Annotated in this window: 19 protein-coding genes; 11 read left to right on the top strand and 8 right to left on the bottom strand. The window is 73.0% G+C overall.

Annotated features, from left to right (window positions below):
* Positions 1 to 77: 77 nt before the first annotated feature.
* Positions 78 to 452: a hypothetical protein gene (locus ACWGIS_RS35305; protein WP_453366599.1), complete on the bottom strand. Its 375-nt coding sequence runs from the start codon at positions 450 to 452 to the stop codon at positions 78 to 80.
* Between the two features lie 484 nt (positions 453 to 936).
* Here ACWGIS_RS35305 and ACWGIS_RS35300 point away from each other — a divergent pair, with 484 nt between their 5' ends.
* Positions 937 to 1275, top strand: coding sequence for a helix-turn-helix domain-containing protein (locus tag ACWGIS_RS35300; RefSeq protein WP_453366598.1), 339 nt, complete (start codon positions 937 to 939; stop codon positions 1273 to 1275).
* Between the two features lie 29 nt (positions 1276 to 1304).
* On the opposite strand, the gene ACWGIS_RS35295 is transcribed toward ACWGIS_RS35300, so the two are convergent.
* Entirely contained in the window at positions 1305 to 2801 is a 1497-nt protein-coding gene (locus tag ACWGIS_RS35295) for a HAMP domain-containing sensor histidine kinase (RefSeq protein ID WP_453366597.1), read from the bottom strand.
* Positions 2802 to 3539 carry a response regulator transcription factor gene (locus ACWGIS_RS35290; protein WP_453366596.1) on the bottom strand — a complete coding sequence of 246 codons (738 nt, stop codon included), beginning with the start codon at positions 3537 to 3539 and terminating at the stop codon, positions 2802 to 2804.
* 225 nt (positions 3540 to 3764) lie between these two features.
* Here ACWGIS_RS35290 and ACWGIS_RS35285 point away from each other — a divergent pair, with 225 nt between their 5' ends.
* Positions 3765 to 5057, top strand: a complete 1293-nt coding sequence (locus tag ACWGIS_RS35285; protein ID WP_453366600.1) for a glycosyltransferase family 4 protein — start codon at positions 3765 to 3767, stop codon at positions 5055 to 5057.
* A 58-nt stretch (positions 5058 to 5115) separates the two neighbouring features.
* On the opposite strand, the gene ACWGIS_RS35280 is transcribed toward ACWGIS_RS35285, so the two are convergent.
* Positions 5116 to 5793: an FMN reductase gene (locus ACWGIS_RS35280; RefSeq protein ID WP_453366595.1), complete on the bottom strand. Its 678-nt coding sequence runs from the start codon at positions 5791 to 5793 to the stop codon at positions 5116 to 5118.
* On the bottom strand, positions 5790 to 6887 hold the full coding sequence (locus ACWGIS_RS35275) for an LLM class flavin-dependent oxidoreductase (protein ID WP_453366594.1): 1098 nt from the start codon (positions 6885 to 6887) through the stop codon (positions 5790 to 5792). The genes ACWGIS_RS35280 and ACWGIS_RS35275 overlap by 4 nt, the downstream gene beginning before the upstream one ends.
* A gap of 126 nt (positions 6888 to 7013) precedes the next feature.
* On the opposite strand from ACWGIS_RS35275, the gene ACWGIS_RS35270 reads away from it, so the two are divergent.
* Complete coding sequence (locus ACWGIS_RS35270; protein WP_453366593.1) at positions 7014 to 7820, top strand: AraC family transcriptional regulator; 807 nt, start codon at positions 7014 to 7016, stop codon at positions 7818 to 7820.
* 483 nt (positions 7821 to 8303) lie between these two features.
* The gene (locus ACWGIS_RS35265; RefSeq protein ID WP_453366592.1) at positions 8304 to 9722 is read left to right on the top strand and encodes an MFS transporter; all 1419 of its coding nucleotides are present in this window, start codon (positions 8304 to 8306) and stop codon (positions 9720 to 9722) included.
* A gap of 6 nt (positions 9723 to 9728) precedes the next feature.
* Here ACWGIS_RS35265 and ACWGIS_RS35260 read toward each other — a convergent pair whose 3' ends face one another.
* Entirely contained in the window at positions 9729 to 10211 is a 483-nt protein-coding gene (locus ACWGIS_RS35260) for a MarR family winged helix-turn-helix transcriptional regulator (protein ID WP_453366591.1), read from the bottom strand.
* A 366-nt stretch (positions 10212 to 10577) separates the two neighbouring features.
* Positions 10578 to 10991: a hypothetical protein gene (locus ACWGIS_RS35255; RefSeq protein ID WP_453366590.1), complete on the bottom strand. Its 414-nt coding sequence runs from the start codon at positions 10989 to 10991 to the stop codon at positions 10578 to 10580.
* A gap of 384 nt (positions 10992 to 11375) precedes the next feature.
* On the opposite strand from ACWGIS_RS35255, the gene ACWGIS_RS35250 reads away from it, so the two are divergent.
* The 4 genes from ACWGIS_RS35250 to ACWGIS_RS35235 all read left to right on the top strand — a co-directional run bounded on the left by ACWGIS_RS35250 (position 11376) and on the right by ACWGIS_RS35235 (position 14414).
* On the top strand, positions 11376 to 12143 hold the full coding sequence (locus ACWGIS_RS35250; protein WP_453366589.1) for an SDR family NAD(P)-dependent oxidoreductase: 768 nt from the start codon (positions 11376 to 11378) through the stop codon (positions 12141 to 12143).
* Positions 12143 to 12487, top strand: a complete 345-nt coding sequence (locus ACWGIS_RS35245; protein WP_453366588.1) for a hypothetical protein — start codon at positions 12143 to 12145, stop codon at positions 12485 to 12487. Before ACWGIS_RS35250 ends, ACWGIS_RS35245 begins: the two co-directional genes overlap by 1 nt.
* A 60-nt stretch (positions 12488 to 12547) precedes the next feature.
* Positions 12548 to 13300, top strand: coding sequence for a tyrosine-protein phosphatase (locus tag ACWGIS_RS35240; RefSeq protein ID WP_453366587.1), 753 nt, complete (start codon positions 12548 to 12550; stop codon positions 13298 to 13300).
* 229 nt (positions 13301 to 13529) lie between these two features.
* Positions 13530 to 14414: a hypothetical protein gene (locus tag ACWGIS_RS35235; protein ID WP_453366586.1), complete on the top strand. Its 885-nt coding sequence runs from the start codon at positions 13530 to 13532 to the stop codon at positions 14412 to 14414.
* Between the two features lie 34 nt (positions 14415 to 14448).
* Here the strand turns inward: ACWGIS_RS35235 and ACWGIS_RS35230 are convergent, their stop codons facing one another.
* Positions 14449 to 15642, bottom strand: a complete 1194-nt coding sequence (locus ACWGIS_RS35230; protein WP_453366585.1) for an RtcB family protein — start codon at positions 15640 to 15642, stop codon at positions 14449 to 14451.
* A gap of 204 nt (positions 15643 to 15846) precedes the next feature.
* Here ACWGIS_RS35230 and ACWGIS_RS35225 point away from each other — a divergent pair, with 204 nt between their 5' ends.
* The 3 genes from ACWGIS_RS35225 to ACWGIS_RS35215 all read left to right on the top strand — a co-directional run bounded on the left by ACWGIS_RS35225 (position 15847) and on the right by ACWGIS_RS35215 (position 19286).
* Positions 15847 to 16728, top strand: a complete 882-nt coding sequence (locus tag ACWGIS_RS35225; protein ID WP_453366584.1) for a DUF3558 domain-containing protein — start codon at positions 15847 to 15849, stop codon at positions 16726 to 16728.
* Between the two features lie 145 nt (positions 16729 to 16873).
* The gene (locus ACWGIS_RS35220) at positions 16874 to 17752 is read left to right on the top strand and encodes a DUF3558 domain-containing protein (RefSeq protein ID WP_453366583.1); all 879 of its coding nucleotides are present in this window, start codon (positions 16874 to 16876) and stop codon (positions 17750 to 17752) included.
* 190 nt (positions 17753 to 17942) lie between these two features.
* Positions 17943 to 19286 (top strand): DUF2637 domain-containing protein, encoded by a 1344-nt coding sequence (locus ACWGIS_RS35215; RefSeq protein WP_453366582.1) that lies wholly within the window; start codon positions 17943 to 17945, stop codon positions 19284 to 19286.
* Positions 19287 to 19337: the final 51 nt, after the last annotated feature.

Below are 19337 nucleotides of genomic sequence, written 5' to 3'. Positions count from 1 at the left end.
GGTGTACTCCGCCACCACGACAGCGAAGAGGGCCCTGCCGCCGCGCGCCGGCAGGGCCCTCTTCGCCGTGTTCGGCCTCAGTGGTCGGAGTAGCTGAAGTCACCCACGGTCCAGGCGGTGACGTCCTGGATCGCGACGCGGTACATCCCCCCCGTCTCGGGGATCCCCATGCTGCCCTGGAGGATGCGGGCGACATGGAAGTGCAGATGGGTGGGCGCCCCGCCGTCGCCGGGGCGGCCCCGCTCCTCGCTTCCCGTGAAGATGCCGGAGAAGGGGCCCAGCTGGGCCGAGTCCACCAGCACCTCGGCGACCCGCTGTCGCCACACGTCCTCGGGAGCCAGTCGGCCGGTGATGACCGTGCCGCCGGCGACCACGGTCAGGGACATCTGCGTGCTTTTCTCGGCCTCCACCATGGCGGCGATGCCGATGAGCAGTTCGTCAGGGTTCGACATGAGTGCGGATTCTATGCAGCGGCCCGGCCGCGCCCCACCCTGGACCGCGCAGAACGTGCACGCGACAAAAAACCGTGGCCGAGAGCTCTTCAAAATCTACTCTGGCCGGAGTAGACATTGCCGGGCTGCGTGGCTACGATTTCTTGCGTAGTCACAGTCGAGCAGGACCCGGCAGACACGAACTGGCGGGTGGCAGTACCAGTTTTCAGCACGTGAACGATCCAGCGGACGGACGGAGGAGCTGACGCCATCAGGATCGCCCGGGCCCGAGAGGGATGCGGCCCGGGTACCGCAAGACCCCGGAACGGAAGGTGGTCCCCGGTCACGCATCCGCGATCCCCGCAGCTCCGCCCCTCTCCCGGGCCGGACGGCGGAAACAGAAGGTCGGCACTCCAATAGGGCCGGCAGATGGTGTTGAATTTCCTTCGGGGCCCTGGTGCCGTACGGCACCAGGGCCCCTCGAGGCGTTGTACTACGAGGTGAGATGACAGCAGATAACCCGCTCAGCAATCGTCTGGACGACGACGACTATCCCGCGTACACCATGGGACGGGCCGCCGAGATGCTCGGCACGACGCCCGGCTTCCTGCGTGCCATCGGGGAGGCCCGTCTGATCACGCCGCTGCGCTCCGAGGGCGGCCACCGCCGGTACTCGCGCTACCAGCTGCGGATCGCCGCCCGCGCCCGCGAACTGGTCGACCAGGGCACGCCCATCGAGGCCGCCTGCCGCATCGTCATCCTCGAGGACCAGCTCGAGGAGGCACAGCGCATCAACGCCGAGTACCGCCGCGCCGCGGCCGACTCGCCGCACAGCGCACGCTGACCCCGGGGCCGCCGGCCGGCGCGGGCGATTCAGCCGCGGCCGTCGTCCTCGGGGCCACCGGCGTCCACCGTGAACCCGATCACCGCCCCGCCCCCGTCCCGCGGGAAGGCGAAGGGCGCACCGCCGTGGGACGCCGCGACCTCCCGCACGATGGACAGCCCCAGCCCGGAACCCGGACGGCTGCGGGCGTCGGCGGCGCGGTAGAAGCGGTCGAAGACCCGGGTCAGGTCGCCGTCGGCGATCCCCGGCCCCCGGTCCCGCACCTCCACCCGCACCGTGCCGTGCGGGGCACCGGAGTCCCCCGCCCCGTCCCCCGGACCGCCGCCCGCCTCCGCCGGGCGCCCTTCCACCACGATCTCGACCGTCCCCTCGCCGTCCGGATCGAACTTCGCCGCGTTCTCGACCAGGTTCGACAGCGCCCGCTGGAGCGCGGAGGGCCGCCCGGCGACCCGGGTGTCACCGCTCGCGCGGACGGTGACGTCGCGGCCCGTGCGCCGGCGGGCGAGGACCGCCACGTCCTCGGCGGTCTCCGCGAGGTCCAGGGCCCGTACCGGCTCGGTGTCGGACTGGCCCGCCGCCAGCTCCACCAGTTCGTTGACCAGGTCGGTCAGCTCGCGTGACTCCAGGGCCAGGTCGGCGACCAGTTCCTCGCGGGCGCCGGGCGGCAGCTCGTCGATACGGCGGAGCATGGAGATGTTCGTACGCAGCGAGGTCAGCGGCGTACGCAGTTCGTGGCCCGCGTCCTGGACCAGGCGGCGCTGGTCCTCCTCGGAGCGGGCGAGCCGGCCCAGCATGCGGTCGAAGGACCGCCCGAGCCTGGCCACCTCGTCGTGACCGGCGACCGGCACCTGGATGCCGAGCCGCCCGGTGCGCGCCACGTCCTCGGCGGCCCCCGCGAGCCGCACCAGCCGCCGGGTGAGCCGCCGGGCCAGCCACCAGCCGAACACCCCGGCCGCGACCACCACCGCCGACACCAGCAGCACGGTCCGCTGCTGGAGCTCGCGCAGCAGGTCCTCCGTGTCGCTGAACTCCTGGGCGACCTGCACCGCGCCGCGCCCGCCGCCCAGCGCGACGGTGGCCAGCCGGTAGCGGTCGTCGGCGACCTCCACCTCCCGGTCCTCCCGCAGGGTGCCGGCGGCGCTCGCGTCGGCGGCCAGCCGGTCGCCGGGGCCCACGGGCAGCGGCGGGCTGCCCCGGTCGGCGACCGTGCCGCCGGGGCCCAGCACCTGCACGTCCGTGCGGCCGGCCCGGACGAGGTCGTCGCGCGGGCCGTCGTGGTCGGGGTCGGAGGTCGCGAAGTCCGCCACCGTCAGCCGGCCCTGCCGCACCTGCTCGCGCAGGTTCCGGACGACCTGCGTGAACACGGTCTGCTCGTCCACCCGGACCAGCCGGGCGGCGGCGTCGTAGCTGAGGAACCCGACCAGGACGGTGACGACGGCGGCCACGGCCGCGAAGGACACCGTGAAGGTCGCGCGCAGCGACGAGAACGGCCGCCCCCGGGGCCGCCGCGGGGCGCCGCCCGCCACTCAGTCCTCCCTCAGGACGTATCCCACGCCCCGGACCGTGTGGATCGGCGCCGGCGACCCCGGCTCGTCGAGCTTGCGCCGCAGGTAGCCCACGTACACGGCGAGGTTCTTAGAGCCGGGACCGAAGTCGTAGCCCCAGATGCGGTCGTAGATGGTGGCGTGGTCCAGGACGATGCCCGCGTTGCGCACAAGGAGTTCGAGGAGCTCGAACTCGGTGCGGGTCAGCTCCAGCTCGCGGTCCCCGCGCCAGGCGCGGCGCGCCTGCGCGTCGATCCGCAGCCCGGCCGCCGCCACCTGCCCCCTGGGCCCCGCCGGTGCGTCACCGGCGGCACCGGACGCCGCGCCCGCCCCGGACCCGTAAGGGGCCCCGGAGCCGGTGCGGCGCAGCAGGGCACGGAGCCGGGCGAAGACCTCCTCGACGTCGAAGGGCTTGACCACGTAGTCGTCGGCGCCCGCGTCCAGGCCCGCGATGCGGTCCGCCGTCTCGACCAGCGCCGTGAGCATGAGGACCGGCGTGCGGTCGCCCTCGGCGCGCAGCACGCGGCACACCTGGAGGCCGTCGATGCCGGGCATCATCACGTCCAGGACCAGCACGTCCGGGGCCCCGCGGTGGGCCTGCGCCAGGGCGGCCACGCCGTCGGCGACCGCCGTCACCTCGTAGCCCTCCAGCGTCAGCGCGCGTTCCAGGGCATGGCGGATGGCGCGGTCGTCCTCGGCGAGCAGCACGGTGTGGGGCACCCGCCCAGTCTGCCAAGGCCGCGCCCGCCCACCACCCGCCGTGAGCCCGGCGGGCGCTGTTCTTACCGGCCTCTCACCCCGGCCGGTCCGGTGGCTTACCTCGCCGGACCACTGTGGGCGGCCGGTGAGGGTCGGGCGGCCGTACGGGTGCCGCGCAGGGAAGGACAGCGCATGGGCGACAGGACGGGGACGGGCGAGGGGCGTACGCGGGGCGAGGGGCGGCGGCTGCGGATCGTGTTCCTGCTGCACAACGCGTACGCCATCGGGGGCACGGTCCGCACGACGCTGAACCTCGCGTCGGCGCTGGCCGGCCGGCACGACGTGGAGGTCGTCTCCCTGTTCCGCCACCGGGACACCCCGCGCTTCGGCGTCGACCCGCGGATCACGCTCGTACCGCTGGTCGACACCCGCGAGGGCAGCGCGGACCGCCGCGACCCGGCGTTCGCCCGGCCGGCCGAGGACTTCCCGGCGGAGGACCGGCGCCACCCCCAGTACACGCGCCTGCACGACCTGCGGGTCCGCGACCTGCTCGCGCGCGGCGACGCGGACGTGGTCGTCGGCACCCGCCCCGGCCTCAACGTGTACGTCGCCCGCTTCGCCCCGCGCCGGGTCCTGCGCATCGGCCAGGAGCACCTGCGCCACGACGCCCACGGCAAGCGGCTGCGCGCCGTGCTCGCCCGCCACTACCGGAGGCTGGACGCGCTGGTGACGGTGACCGCGGCGGACGCGGAGGTGTACCGGACGCGGATGGCGCTGCCCGGGGTGCGGGTGGAAGCCGTGCCGAACATCGTGCCGGACACGGGGGTGGCGCCGTCGGACGGCTCGGCGAAGGTCATCGCGTCGGCCGGCCGGCTCGTCACGGGGAAGCGGTTCGACCTGCTCCTGGAGGCGTTCTCGGCGGTCGCCGCCGAGGAGCCCGAGTGGCAGCTGCGGATCTACGGCGGCGGGGCCGAACGGGAGCACTTGCGCCGCCTGATCGACGGACTGGGGCTGACCGGGCGGGCCCGGCTGATGGGGCCCGTGACGCCCGTCGAGGCGGAGTTCGCCCGGGCGTCGCTGGTGGTCAGCGCCTCGGACGCGGAGTCGTTCGGGATGACGCTGGCCGAGGCGATGCGGTGCGGGGTGCCGGTGATCAGCACCGACTGCCCGCTCGGTCCCGCCGAGATCGTCACGCACGGCGTGGACGGGCTGCTCGTGCCCGTCGGCGACGCCCGCGCGCTCGCCGACGCCATGCTGGACCTGGTCGCGGACGCGCCGCGGCGCCGCGCGATGGGGCGGGCGGCGCTGAGCAGCGCCCGCCGCTACGACGCCGCCGGGATCGTCGCGCGCTACGAACTCCTCTTCGCCGGACTGCGCGCCACCCGGCACCGGCGGGCCTGGGACCGCGGCCGCGCCCGGATCGCGGGCGCGGCCCGGCGCCGGTTCCGCTCGGCCGGACGCCGGATGCGCGCCCCCTGGACCGAACACCCGGGACGGCCGGGCCGCGCGGGAATCCGGCCCACAACCGGGGAGACCTGAGACGGCCGCCCCCGGAGCCCGGGGCGCACCCGCCACGGGATGCGCCCCGGGCTCCCCGCTACCGGGTGCGCAGCGCGGCGAGCCGCTCCTCGAACGGGATCACGGTCGCGGCCCCTGTCGCGGTCGGCGCCGCGCTCCCGGCCCCCGCCGCGCTCCTGGTCGCCGGCACCGCGTCCGCCTGCCCGGCGGGCTCCGGCACGGCGTCCTGGCGCCCGCCGGTCGCACCCATGAGCCCCGCCAGTTCGCCCGCCGCCCGGTCGATCCGCCCGGCCAGTCCTTCGGCGCCCCAGTCCTCGGAGGCGGCGTAGACCCCGGTGGGGACGACCACGGCCCGCAGATACGTGAAGAGCGGGCGCAGGGCGTGGTCCAGCACCAGCGAGTGCCGGGCCGTGCCGCCGGTCGCCGCGACGAGGACCGGCTTCCCGGCGAGCGCCTCCGGGTCGCCGACGCTCAGCACGTCGAAGAACGACTTGAACAGTCCGCTGTAGGAGGCCGAGAAGACGGGCGTGACGACGATCAGTCCGTCCGCCGCGCTCACCGCCTCGATGGCGGCGCCCAGCTCCCGCCCGGGGAAGCCGTTGGTGAAGTTGTGGGCGATCTCCACGGCCAGGTCCCGCAGTTCGACGAACCGGACCTCGGCCGAGGTCCGCCCGGCGGTCGCGGCGGCCAGCCGGTCGGCCAGCAGCCGCGTGGACGACGGGACGCTCAGTCCCGCCGAGACGACGACGAGCTTCATGCGCTCGGCACCTCCTCCTGGGCGCGGGCCGCGGCGAGACGCGCGGCGTGGGTCGGCGCGTCCGGCACCCCGGCCGGGCGGCCCTTGGCGAACTCCTCGCGGAGCACGGGGACGACCTCCTCGCCGAGCAGGTCGAGCTGCTCCAGGACCGTCTTGAGCGGCAGCCCGGCGTGGTCCATCAGGAACAGCTGGCGCTGGTAGTCGCCCGCGTACTCGCGGAAGGCCAGCGTCTTCTCGATCACCTGCTGCGGCGAGCCGACGGTCAGCGGCGTCTGGTCGGTGAAGTCCTCCAGGGACGGCCCGTGCCCGTACACCGGCGCGTTGTCGAAGTACGGCCGGAACTCCCGTACCGCGTCCTGCGAGTTGTGCCGCATGAACACCTGGCCGCCGAGCCCGACGATCGCCTGTTCCGGCGTGCCGTGCCCGTAGTGCGCGTACCGCTCGCGGTAGAGCTCGACCATCCGCCTGGTGTGGTCGGCCGGCCAGAAGATGTTGTTGTGGAAGAAGCCGTCGCCGTAGTACGCGGCCTGCTCGGCGATCTCCGGGGAGCGGATCGAGCCGTGCCAGACGAACGGCGGGAGGCCGTCCAGCGGGCGCGGGGTCGCGGTGAACGACTGGAGCGGCGTGCGGAACTTGCCCTCCCAGGTCACCACGTCCTCGCGCCACAGGCGGTGCAGCAGCGCGTAGTTCTCGACCGCCAGGTTGATGCCCTGGCGGATGTCCTGCCCGAACCAGGGGTAGACCGGGCCGGTGTTGCCGCGCCCCATCATGAGGTCCATCCGCCCGTCCGCGAGGTGCTGGAGCATCGCGAAGTCCTCGGCGATCTTCACCGGGTCGTTCGTGGTGATCAGCGTGGTGGAGGTGGACAGCACCAGCTTCTCGGTGCGCGCGGCGATGTAGCCGAGCATCGTGGTCGGCGACGAGGGCACGAACGGCGGGTTGTGGTGCTCACCGGTCGCGAAGACGTCCAGGCCGACCTCCTCGGCCTTCTGCGCGATGGCGACCATGGCCTTGATGCGCTCGTGCTCGCTCGGCGTCCGGCCGGTCGTGGGGTCCGGTGTGACGTCGCCGACGCTGAAGATCCCGAACTGCATGGTCGCTCACCCTCCACAGGTTGTTTATTATTCAACTATACCGGCAAACGACGAGGCCCCCGCACCTATTCCACGCCCGCGGCGCCGGCCCCGCCCGCTGTCGGTGCCGCGCCCTACGATCGCGCCATGGCCGCCCCACGCCGTGACACCCGCGGCATCGTCGACGCGACGGAGCTGCTGGCCCGCGTCCGCTTCCGCCGCCACGAACCCGCCGAGCCGCTGCGCCCCTACCTGGAGCACTACTGGCTGATCGACTGGGACCTCCCCGAGCCGTACGCCTCGCACGTCGTGCCGCACCCCTCGGTCAACGTCGTCTTCCAGCACTTCGCCGGCCGGGAGCCCTTCGGCGAGGTCTCCGGCATCGGGCTCGGCCTGTTCACGCAGAAGCTGGAGGGGCGCGGGAGGGTCTGCGGGATCCAGTTCAGGCCCGGCGGCTTCCGCCCCTTCGCGCCCGCCCGGTCCCTGACCTCGCTGACGGGCCGGCGGCTCCCGCTGGACGAGGTGTTCCCCACGGCGGAGGGCGCCGCCGAGGCGGTACTCGGCCCGGAGGACGAGCGGGCACGGGTGGCCGCGCTCGACACGTTCCTCCTCAGCGCGGGCCCGCGGCCCGACCCCCGGGCGGACCTCGCCATGGCCCTGGTCGACCGCGTCCGGCGGGACCGCTCGCTTCGCCGGGTCGCGGACCTGGCCCGCACGGAGGGCCTGTCCGTCCGCGCCCTGCAACGCCTGTTCTCCACCCACGTCGGCGTCGGCCCGAAGTGGATCATCCTCCGCTACCGCATCCACGAGGCCCTGGAGCACGCGGAGGCCGCACGGGAGGTCGACTGGGCCGCGCTGGCGGCCGACCTCGGCTACGCCGACCAGGCCCACCTGGTCAGGGACTTCACGGCGACGGTGGGGGTCCCACCGACGGCGTACGCCCGGCGGAGCTGACGGACGAACCCGTCGGCCGGACCGACCGACGCAGGCCGGACCGACCGACACACACCCGGCGGAGCCGACCGGCGTACGTCCGGCGGAGCCGACCGGCGAGCGGGCCGACGCGGTGACGCACGGCGGAGTTCCCCGGCGAGCCGGCGGACGCGGGAGCAGCCCGGCCGTCGGCCGGACCGACCGGCACACACCCGGCGGAGCCGACCGGCGAGCGGGCCGACGCGGCAGGCGCGACGGAGCCTGCCGACGCGGTGACGCACGGCGGAGTCCCCCGGCGACCCGGCCGACACCCGAGCACCTCTGCCCAGCCCCCGTCTCGCCTCGCCCTGCCCTGCCCAGCCCCCGTCTCCCCCCGCTCGGCCCTGCCCCGCCCTGCCCTAAGAGCGGTTGACGCCCACCGCCCCACACACCCCGCACCCGCCCTACGCCCCACGCGCCGAATCCAGTTGACGCCACCAACCCCCATGCCTCACATTTATCTGCGTGACACAGATATTGCGAGACACAGCTAAAGATCCGCACCCTCCCGCCCGCATCCGCTGGGCGATCCTCGCCGTCGTCCTGGCCGCCGACGTCCTCGACCTGCTCGACGCCACGATCACCACCGTCGCCGCCCCGTCCATCGCCCGGGACCTCGGCGGCGGCCCGGCCCTCGTCCAGTGGCTCGGCGCCTCCTACGCCCTCGCGCTCGGCGTCCTGCTCGTCCTCGGCGGACGGCTCGGCGACGCGTACGGGCGCCGCCGCCTCTTCCTCACCGGACTCGCCGGATTCACCGCCGCCTCGGTCGCCTGCGGCCTCGCGACCGGCCCCGGGATGCTCGTGGCCGCCCGTCTCGCCCAGGGCGCCTTCGGCGCGCTCGTCATCCCGCAGGGCTTCGGAATCCTCGGCGCCGTCTGGCCGCGCGACCAGATCGGCAAGGCGTTCAGCCTCTTCGGACCGGTCATGGGACTCTCCGCGGTCGGCGGCCCGGTCCTCGCCGGGTTCCTCGTCGACGCCGACCTCGCCGGGCTCGGCTGGCGGCCGATGTTCCTCATCAACCTGCTGCTGGGCGGCGCCGCCCTCGTGGCCGCCGTCCGCCTGCTGCCCCGTGACACCGGGGACCGCACGGTGACCGTCGACGGACCGGGCTCCGCCCTCCTCGGCGGGGCGATGCTCGGCCTCCTCGGCGGTCTCATCGAGGGCTCGGCCGAGGGCTGGACGCTCGGCCCCGTACTGCTCCTCCTCGCCGGAACCATCCTCTTCGCCGCGTTCTGCCACCGCCAGCGCACCGCCGCCGACCCGCTGATCCGGCCCACGCTGCTGCGCAACCGCGGCTTCACCTCCGGCCTCGTCGTCGGCGCCGTCTTCTTCGCCGCCGTCGCGGGGCTCCTCTACGTCGTCTCCCTCTTCCTGCAACAGGGCCTCGGCCGCTCCCCCACGGGCGCCGCCCTCGGTCTGCTGCCGCTGTCCGCGGGCATCGTCGTCGCGTCCATCGCCTGCTACCGCCTGATCGGCAGGTTCGGACGCCGGCTCGTCCTCGCCGGGCTGCTGATCACCCTGGCCGGGACGTCCTGGCTGCTCGCGCTCGTCGCCGCCCGCGGCACGGACACCGCCGGCTGGGCGCTCGTCCCGCCGCTGCTCGTCGTGGGGCTCGGCATGGGCACCTGCTTCGGCACGGTGTACGACGTCGCGATCGGTGACGTCGCCCCCGAGGAGGCGGGCAGCGCGGGCGGTTCGCTCGGCGCCGTCCAGCAGCTCGCCAACGCGGCCGGGGCGGCGGCCGTCACCGCCGTCTACTTCGGCGCGGACGGCACCCGCGCACACGCCACCGTGGTCAGCCTCGCCGTGGTCGCCGCCGTCACGCTCGCCTGCTGCCCCCTCGTACGGCTGCTGCCGCGCAACGCGCCGGAGCAGCGGCACTGAGCGCTCCTACGGCCCGTCGAGCGCGCCGTCCCTGAGGCGGGCGATCTGCGTGCCCGTGAAATCGACGGTACGGCGCATGTGGCCGATGAGCAGCGCCAGTTCGGTGTCGTCCAGCCCCTCGAAGAGGGTGTACCAGCCCGCGCCCAGCCGGTCCCACATCCGCCCGAACTCCGCGATCCTCTCGGGCACGGTCGCCACGAGGACGCGCCGCCGGTCGACGGCGTCCCGCTCCCGTACGACGTAGCCGGCCCGCTCCAGCCGGTCCACGAGCCGGGTCGCCGAACCGGTGGTCAGCCCCGTCAGCTCCGCGATCCGGCCCGTCGTGACGGGGGCCTCCTCCAGGCTGAGCAGGTTGAGGCACTGAAGGTCCGTGGGGTGCAGCTTCAGGTGGTCGGCGACGGCCTGGTTGAACAGGGCGTACGAGGCCATGTAGCGCCGCGACTCGACCGACAGCTCCGCCATCAGCCGCTCCCGCCCGTCCCCGACCATCGCACCCACCTCCCACGAGACGCACATGCTATGCCCGCCCCCAAGACCCCGACCCCACGCCCCACCACCAACAACCGGCAGCCGCCCCGGCACCGGGGGCCGACCGAGCCCCCGCGCCGCAACCACCCACCACCCGCGGCCGCGATCCGACGGAAGGGGCCGTGCCGGTACATCACATGGCCGTCGGCTACGTGACATAAGCAACCGAGGAACGCTGGTGACGGACGCCGACAACAACTACCGACGGCCGGATGTACCGGCACGGCCCCGACCCACCCACCGGACCGAAAGCGCCCGACGCCCACCGCAGGACACCGCACCGGACAACGCCCCCGGCGCCCACCGCATCGCCCCGCACCCGGACCCTCAGAAGACGTAGGAGTCCCCCGTGTCCAACGCCAGCACCTGTTGGCGGTCGTTCTGGTGGTTGCGGTCCACCGCTCCCCCGCTCCACACCGTGTCGATCACCATCGTCACCTCGGTCGGCGCACCCTTCAGCAGCACCCCCAACCGGATCTCCTCCCCCACCCCGTCCGCCGCCAGCGCCCCCGTCCGGCACATCACCGCCCGGACCCCGGCCCGCGCACACCCCTCCGGCAGCACCTGCCGGTCCGTCAACGGCACCGACCACCGCAACCGCACCGTCGCGTCCTCGACGTCCGCCGGCCCGTGGTTCCGCGGAGTCATCCGCACGTCGACGTGCCCGCCCGCCATCGCCACGTACCCGTGATAGGCCAGGTCGGCCTCCGGCACCCCGCCGGCCGCGGCCCCGCCCCCCACCGCAGCCGTAGCCGTACCCGCAGCCGCAGCCGCAGCCGCAGCCGCAATCGCGGGCCCACCCGAACCCCCGACCACCGACAGCGCCCCCAACGCCAGCACCACCGCGCACACCTCGCGCATCCGACTCTCCTCACCTCGCCCGCGCGCCTCACCTCGGCACCCCCGCATACATCCCACCCGGACCCCCGAACGAGACGCCGCCCATCAGGTGAGCCCGTGGCGGCCCCCAAGGCGGCAACCGACCCCGCCCCCGCCGCCCGCCCACACCCCCCACCTATCCTGGGCGCCAGACCTCACGACACCAACGGACCACCGCACACACCCACACCGCCCAAGCCCCGCACCGCCCAAGCCCCGCACCGCACCGCACCGAGGAGCAGCCGTATGACCCCCGCCGCCGCATCCCGTATCGCCGTCGTCACCGGTGCGAGCAGCGGCATCGGCGCCGCCACGGCACGGCAGCTCGCCGCGGCGGGCCACCGCGTCGTGCTGACCGCCCGCCGCAAGGACCGCATCGAGGCGCTGGCGGAGGAGATCGGCGCGGCCGGCGGCCAGGCGACGGCGTACGCGCTGGACATCACGGACCGGGCCGCGGTCGACGACTTCGCGTCGGCGTTCAAGACGATCGGCGTGCTCGTCAACAACGCGGGCGGCGCCCTCGGCGCGGACCCGGTGGCCAACAGCGACCCCGCGGACTGGCGCCGGATGTACGAGACGAACGTGATCGGCACCCTGAACGTCACCCAGGCTCTGCTGCCGGCGCTCACCGCGAGCGGCGACGGCACGGTCGTGGTGCTCTCCTCGACGGCCGGCCACGGCACGTACGAGGGCGGCGGCGGCTACGTCGCGGCCAAGCACGCGGAGCACGTGCTCGCCGAGACCCTCCGCCTGGAGATCGTCGGCACGCCGGTCCGCGTGATCGAGGTGGCGCCCGGCATGGTGAAGACGGACGAGTTCGCGCTGACGCGGTTCGGCGGGGACGCGGAGAAGGCGGCGAAGGTGTACGCGGGCGTGGCCGAGCCGCTGACCGCGGACGACGTGGCGGAGACCATCACCTGGGCGGTGACCCGGCCCAGCCACGTGAACATCGACCTGCTCGTCGTCCGCCCCCGGGCCCAGGCGTCGAACACGAAGGTCCACCGGGAAGCCTGATGCCGGACGAGCCGCGGCAGACCCCGGGACCGGGCGCACCACACGCCCCCGCCCCGGGGACCCCGCCCGCCCGGGCCCCGCAAGCACCGCCCGCCCAAAGCTCAGGAGCACCGCCCGACCCGGCCCCGGGGACACCGCCCGCCCTGGAACGAGGGGCGTCACCCACCCGGGAACCGGGGGCGTCACCCGCCCCGGAGCCGACGGCGTCGTCCGGCTCCGAGCGGCGGCGCCTGGCCGAGGAGACGAGGAACGAGCGCTACGTCTGGTGGTACCTCGCGTACTTCCTCTTCGGCATCCACATCGTCGCGTTCGTGATGATCTACGCGGTGATGCACGCCAAGTAGGCCGGTCGCGCCCGCAATTGCCGCGCGGCGCGGCCAAGTACCGCTCTACGCTGGCGCGTTGTGAACAGAAACCTACCCTTCGCCCGGCTGCACAACTTCCGCGACCTGGGCGGGTACACCACCGCCGACGGCAGGACGGTACGCCAGGGCCTCCTGTTCCGGGCGGACTCGCTCGGCAAGCTGGCCGGTGACGGAGAGGTGGCCCGCGCGGACCGGGACCGCTTCCTCGCCCTGGGCATCCGCACGGTCGTCGACCTGCGGTACCCGTGGGAGATCGAGGCGAAGGGCCGCGTCCCCGAGCACCCGTCCTTCACGTACCACAACCTGAGCATCGAGCACCGGCCCTACCACCAGCCGTCCCTGCCGGCGTCCGTCGAGCCCGGCCCGTACCTCGCGGAGCGCTACGCGGAGGTCGCCGAGGACGGCACGCGGGAAATCCGCGAGGTGCTCCAACTCATCGCGCAGACGGGCGAGTCGGACGCCCCGCTGGTCTTCCACTGCGCGTCCGGCAAGGACCGCACGGGGCTGGTGGCGGCGCTGGTCCTGTCCCTCCTGGGGGTCCCGGAGGAGACGGTCGTGGAGGACTTCGCCCTCACGGAACACGCGACGGACCGGCTGATCGCGGACTGGCGCGCGGCCAACCCCGGCCGGGAACTGACCTGGCCGGGCTACGGCAGGGCCCCCGCCGAGGTGATGACCCTGTTCCTGGCATCCCTCAACGCCCGCTACGGCTCGGTGCGTTCGTACGCCACCCACACCCTGCACCTGGACCCCGCCGTCACGAAGTCACTCCGGGCGACGCTTCTGGAGTGAGCCTGCGTGTCCTCTCGGGACGGCGCTCGTCACGCCCGTCGAGCCCTCACCTTGGTGAACCGGCACGGACATGGAACACGGTCTCGCCGTAACCCACACGCGTGAACGGATTCGATCACTCGGACAGTGAAAGAACACGCGCTCTATGTTCGTCACACCGGATCCGACCGCCTTCGCCCGGGCTTTCGTCCCGCCCGAGGGCTCAACCGCCAGGAAGGCCGGCTCACTCATGGACGAGCGTGAACCCGACACGCCGGATCGCGCCCTGGCGGACGTCGCGGGCGTCGACACCCCGGCATTCATGGACCTGCGAAACCCTGAGTACGCCTACATGTTCGGCTTCCTCCAGGCCGACGGACACCTCGCCGCGGGCACGGGGCGGAAGGGCAGTCTGACGGTCGAGATCAGTGCCCGTGACGTCGGGATCCTCCGGGAGTTCCAGCGGCTCACTCCCTACAGCAGCAGGATCACCACACGTACGCGTGCGACGAACTTCTCGGCTTCGCACACGTCGGTGACCTGGCATCTGTGTGCGCTGGAGGCGCGGACCCGGCTGACCGCACTCGGTCTGCCCCAAGGCCGTAAGTCGTCGGTCATCAAGCCACCGCGCGTCGAGTTCTCACGGCGTGACTATCTCCGGGGTGTGATCGACGCAGACGGATCGGTGGGCTTCACGGGCCAGGCTCTTCCTTTCGTCTCCCTGACCACCGCCAGCACGGCGATCGGCGCCTACTTGTGCTTCTACGCCAGGAAGCTCACGGGCGCCGAACGGTCGATGAGGCGCAACGCCCGCGACGGCATCTACAACCTCGTCTACACGAAGGAAGCGGCCCAGGAACTGGCAGCCCACCTGTACTACCCGGGATGTCTCGCACTGGACCGCAAGCGGGAGGCCGCCGCGTCCCTCGGCGCCTGGTCCCGCCCCGTCGGCATGCGCGTAGCGCCCGACCGCCGACGCTGGACCGCATCCGAGGACCGGGTGCTGCTGGCGTCGGGTGACGACGTCACGGCAGCGGCGCAGCAGCTCGCCAGGACCGAGAAGAGCTGCGCCATCCGCCTCTGGCGCCTGCGCACCGGCAGGACACCCCCGCCCTCCGACATCCCACCGACCTGACGTGCGAGGCCACCGTTTGCGTGGCCTCGCGACATCAGCCCTTCACACAGATGAACTGCTTCAGCTTCGCCACGACCTCCACGAGGTCGCGCTGCTGCTCCATGACCTGCTCGATCGGCTTGTACGCGCCCGGGATCTCGTCCACGATGCCCGAGTCCTTACGGCACTCCACCCCCCGCGTCTGCTCCTCCAGGTCCTTCGTCGTGAAGCGGCGCTTCGCGGCACTGCGGCTCATGCGCCGACCCGCCCCGTGGGAGGCGGAGTTGAAGGCCTTCTCGTTGCCGAGGCCCTTGACGATGTACGAGCTGGTGCCCATCGAACCGGGAATGATCCCGAACTCCCCGCTTCCGGCGCGGATGGCGCCCTTGCGCGTGACGAGCAGGTCCATACCGTCGTACCGCTCCTCCGCCACGTAGTTGTGGTGGCAGGAGATCTCCCGCTCGAAGGTCGGCTTCGCCTTCTTGAACTCCTTGCGGATGACGTCCTTCAGAAGCGCCATCATGAGCGCGCGGTTGTACTTGGCGTACTCCTGCGCCCAGTAGAGGTCGTTCCGGTAGGCGGCCATCTGCGGGGTGTCGGAGACGAACACGGCCAGGTCGCGATCGACGAGGCCCTGGTTGTGCGGGAGCTTCTGGGCGACACCGATGTGGTGCTCGGCCAGCTCCTTGCCGATGTTGCGCGAACCGGAGTGCAGCATCAGCCAGACCGCGCCCGACTCGTCGAGGCAGGTTTCGATCATGTGGTTGCCCGATCCGAGCGTTCCCATCTGCTTCGTAGCCCGGTCCTGACGGAACTTCACCGCGTCGGCGACCCCGTCGAACCGCCCCCAGAAGTCGTCCCACCCGGCCGTGGCCATGCCGTGGAAGCCGCCGGGCTCCACCGGGGAGTCGTGCATCCCCCGGCCCACCGGAATGGCCTGCTCGATCTTCGAGCGGAGCCTGGAGAGGTCGCCCGGCAGGTCGTTGGCGGTCAGCGAGGTGCGGACCGCGGACATCCCGCAGCCGATGTCGACCCCGACCGCCGCCGGGCACACCGCGTCCCGCATGGCGATGACGGAACCGACCGTCGCGCCCTTGCCGTAGTGCACGTCCGGCATGACGGCGAGGCCCTTGATCCACGGCAGCGTCGCCACGTTCTGCAGCTGGCGCAGCGCGACGTCCTCGACCGACGCCGGGTCGGCCCACATACGGATGGGAACCTTCGCGCCCGGCACTTCCACGTACGACATATCGTCCTCATTCCCCCGGAAAACCAACAGAAGTCATTAATCGCAAAACCGGCGCCAAGATCGACGTATGGGACAACGGACCGGCGTCCACGGCGTTGCGTGCGATACACATTGTTCCCAGCGGCCGCCCCCGGGCGGCAAGCGAATAACCACAGGACACCCGCCCGGGAACGACCCGCGGGCCCCGTCGAGAGGAGTCTGACCGTGCAGCGGAAGGCGTACGTACCGGGCGCCGCCGTGCTCCTCGCGGCACTGCTGGCCGGCTGCACCGGCGGTTCGGACGGCGGTGACACGCCGCCCGACTCGAAGCCGGGCGACTCCACGACGTCGGCCGCGGCGGCCCGTCCCGGCAAGTACCGCACTCTCCCGGAGCCGTGCGGGGCGGTCGGCCAGGACTCCCTCGACGTGCTGCTCCCGGGGATCGAGGAGATCACCGACGAGCGGCAGCGCGAGAACGCGTACGCGGGCGAGGCGACGCTGACGTACGACACGGACCGCAAGGTCGGCTGCCGCTGGAAGGTGGAGTCCGCGGACGCGACGGACCACCTCCTGGTCGACTTCGAGCGGGTGGTGTCCTACGACGGCGGCGTCAGCGACGACAGCAGGGCCGCCACCGTGTACGGCACGCAGGTGGAGGCGGCGGACCTCCCCGAGCCGTCCGGCGCGCAGGCGTCCGGCTCCTCGTCCGAGGACTCCCCGTCGGACGGCGCCTCTTCCAATGACTCCTCGTCGGAGGACTCCGGTTCGGGTGACGAGGACGCCCCGTCGGGTTCCGCCGAGGGCGCGGGCGCCGGCGACGACGTCAGCCCCTCCGGCTCGGCCGGGGCGAGCGGGACCCCGGCCGCCCTCCAGCCCCGTACGCTCGACGGGCTCGGCGACGAGGCGTTCCTCGACGACGAGCTGAGCGCGTCCGGTTCGACGGCCCGGCGGCGCACGGTGACTGTGGTGTTCCGCACGTCCAACGTCATCGTGACGATCCGGTACGAGGAGCAGCCGGCCCGGGTCGGCGTGGTCCCGGACAGCGAGGAAATGCAGGACAGGGCCCGGAATCTGGCCGAGGACCTCGCGGAATCGCTCAACTCGTAGCGGGCCGCGCGGGGCTCGGGGCCCGTCCCGCCGTACTCCGGGAAGCAGGCCGTGGCGCGCGCTCACCGCGTACCGTGGCCCCTCGGACCGGACGGTCGCACGCCCCATGTGCGTCCGCACCACGAGCGTCATGAGTGAAGGAACCATGCACCGACCCGTACAGCGAGCCCCGCGAGACCGGCGAGTACTGCGACTTCCCCGCATCCTTGTGTGCGCCGCCGCCGTCCCGGTGATGCTCGTCGCCGCCGGCTGTTCCTCGGACTCCGGCTCCGGCGACGACGCGAAGAAGAGCGCCGAGCAGAGCGCGAAGGCGTCCCCGAGCGCAACGGCCGAGGCGATCGAGCCGGCCGCGTACGCGAAGTTGCCCGATCCGTGTTCGGTGGTGTCGAAGAAGACGCTGGGCGACCTGGTCCCCGAGGCGAAGAAGTCGGGCAACGAGGGCAAGTCGGACGACCTGTCGATCCGTGGCAACTGCTACTGGGACAGCCTCGACAGCAACGGCGTCAAGGGCTCGCAGTACCGCTGGCTGAACGTGGCGATGCTGCGCTTCGAGTCGGACGCTCGGGGCGGGGGCGACAAGCTCGCGCACGCCTACTACGAGAAGCAGGTCGCGGGCGCGCAGGCGGTGACCGGCGCGAAGAACACGAAGTCCGAGCCGGTGTCCGGGACGGGCGACGAGGCGACGGCCGTGCGGTACGAGCTGAAGAAGAAGGAAGGCTCGTTCAGGCAGCAGACGGTCGTGGCGCGGGTGGAGAACGTCGTCGTCACGGTCGACTTCAACGGTGCGGGTCTCGCCGGTGACAAGGCGCCGGACGCCGGTGACCTGATGAAGGACGCGCGGAAGGCGGCCAAGGAGGCGGTGGCCGCGGTGGCCGCCGCGAACGGGGACGGCGGCGGGGCGAGCGCCTCCCCGTCGAAGTCCGCGTCGAAGTCGCCGTCGAAGTCGGCGTCGAAGGCCCCGGACGAGACGGCGTCGAAGACCCCGTCCAAGTCCGCGAGCAAGGCCGCCGCCAGGAAGAGCTGACGCACCGCGAGGGCCGGGCGGCCGCGGCCGGCGGAGCACTGCTCCGCCGGTCAACTCGCCGCCCGGGCAGGTCAGTCGGAGGGGCCGGGTCCCCGCGCGAGCCGGGTTCCGGCCGGACCGCTCACCCGTCCGGCGTACACATGTGCCACCCTGTTGCGCGCAACAACACGCAAGGGGAGGGGATCACGGAATGGCCGGGCCTGTGCAGCTCACACGGATGCACCGCATTCTCATCGGCGTGGTCGTCGCCGGAGCGGTGGTCATCGCCGGCATCGGCTTCGCCGGTTCGTACGCGGCCGTCCGTGAACTCGCCCTTCAGAAGGGCTTCGGGAACTTCAGTTACGTCTTCCCCATCGGCATCGACGCGGGCATCTGCGTGCTGCTCGCCCTCGACCTGCTGCTGACGTGGATCCGCATCCCCTTCCCGCTGCTGCGCCAGACGGCGTGGCTGCTGACGGCGGCGACGATCGCGTTCAACGGCGCCGCGGCCTGGCCGGACCCGCTGGGCACCGGCATGCACGCGGTCATCCCGATCCTGTTCGTCGTCTCCGTGGAGGCGGCCCGGCACGCGATCGGCCGGATCGCGGACATCACCGCCGACAAGCACATGGAGGGCGTCCGCCTCACCCGCTGGCTGCTCTCCCCGCTGCCGACCTTCCTGCTGTGGCGCCGGATGAAGCTGTGGGAGCTGCGCTCCTACGAGCAGGTCATCAAGCTGGAGCAGGAACGTCTCGTCTACCAGGCCCGCCTGCGCTCCCGCTTCGGCCGCGCCTGGCGCCGCAAGGCCCCCGTCGAGTCGCTGATGCCGCTGCGCCTGGCCCGCTACGGCGTCCCGCTCGCCGAGACCGCGCCCGCGGGCCTCGCCGCAGCCGGCATCGAGCCGGTGCTGCTGCCGCCGGTGCCGCGCCAGCCGGAGCTGGACGCGCCGGCCGCGGACCGCCGGCCCGCGGTCGCGGCGCCCGCGCCCCGGCAGCACGGGCCCGAGGCGGAGCCCCACCGGGGGCCCGGGGGCGGCCGGGACGACGAGGAGCCGGAGTACGGGCCGGAGGAGTTCCGGCCCGAGCCCGAGGAGAGCCCGTGGTTCGCCGCGGCCCCTCCCACGGAGATCGTCTACGAGGGCGGCTACGACCCCACGTACGTCCCCGAGGAGCAGTACGAGCAGTGGTACGAGGAGCAGCAGTCCCAGCGCTACGAGCCCGGCCCCGAGGAGACGGGCAGCTTCCCGATCCCGGCGGGCCCGGGCCGTACCCGTCAGCTGGGTGAGGGCGGCGCCCCGGAGCCGGAGCAGCTGCCGATCCCCGGTCCCCGCGAGGAGCAGTCTCCGCTCGCCGACGAGAAGAGCCGCGAGGAGAGCCTCTACCAGGTGTTCCGGCAGTCGATCATGCCGGGCCAGGGGCTGCCGACGAAGGGCGAGTTCGGCGGCAACGTCGAGGCCACCTACGGCGTGACGCTGACCGACAGCGAGCTGAAGCGCTACATGAGCCGCTTCCAGAACCGTTTCAACACGGAGCTGGAGGAGGACCACATCGCCTAGGCCGTGTCCGCACGGCGGTACGACGAGAGGGGGCGCCCGGTGGTCACCGGG

The organism is Streptomyces sp. NPDC054842 (assembly GCF_053611025.1).
The sequence above is the reverse complement of the archived record's forward strand: the minus strand, read 5'-3'. Positions and strand labels throughout refer to the sequence as shown.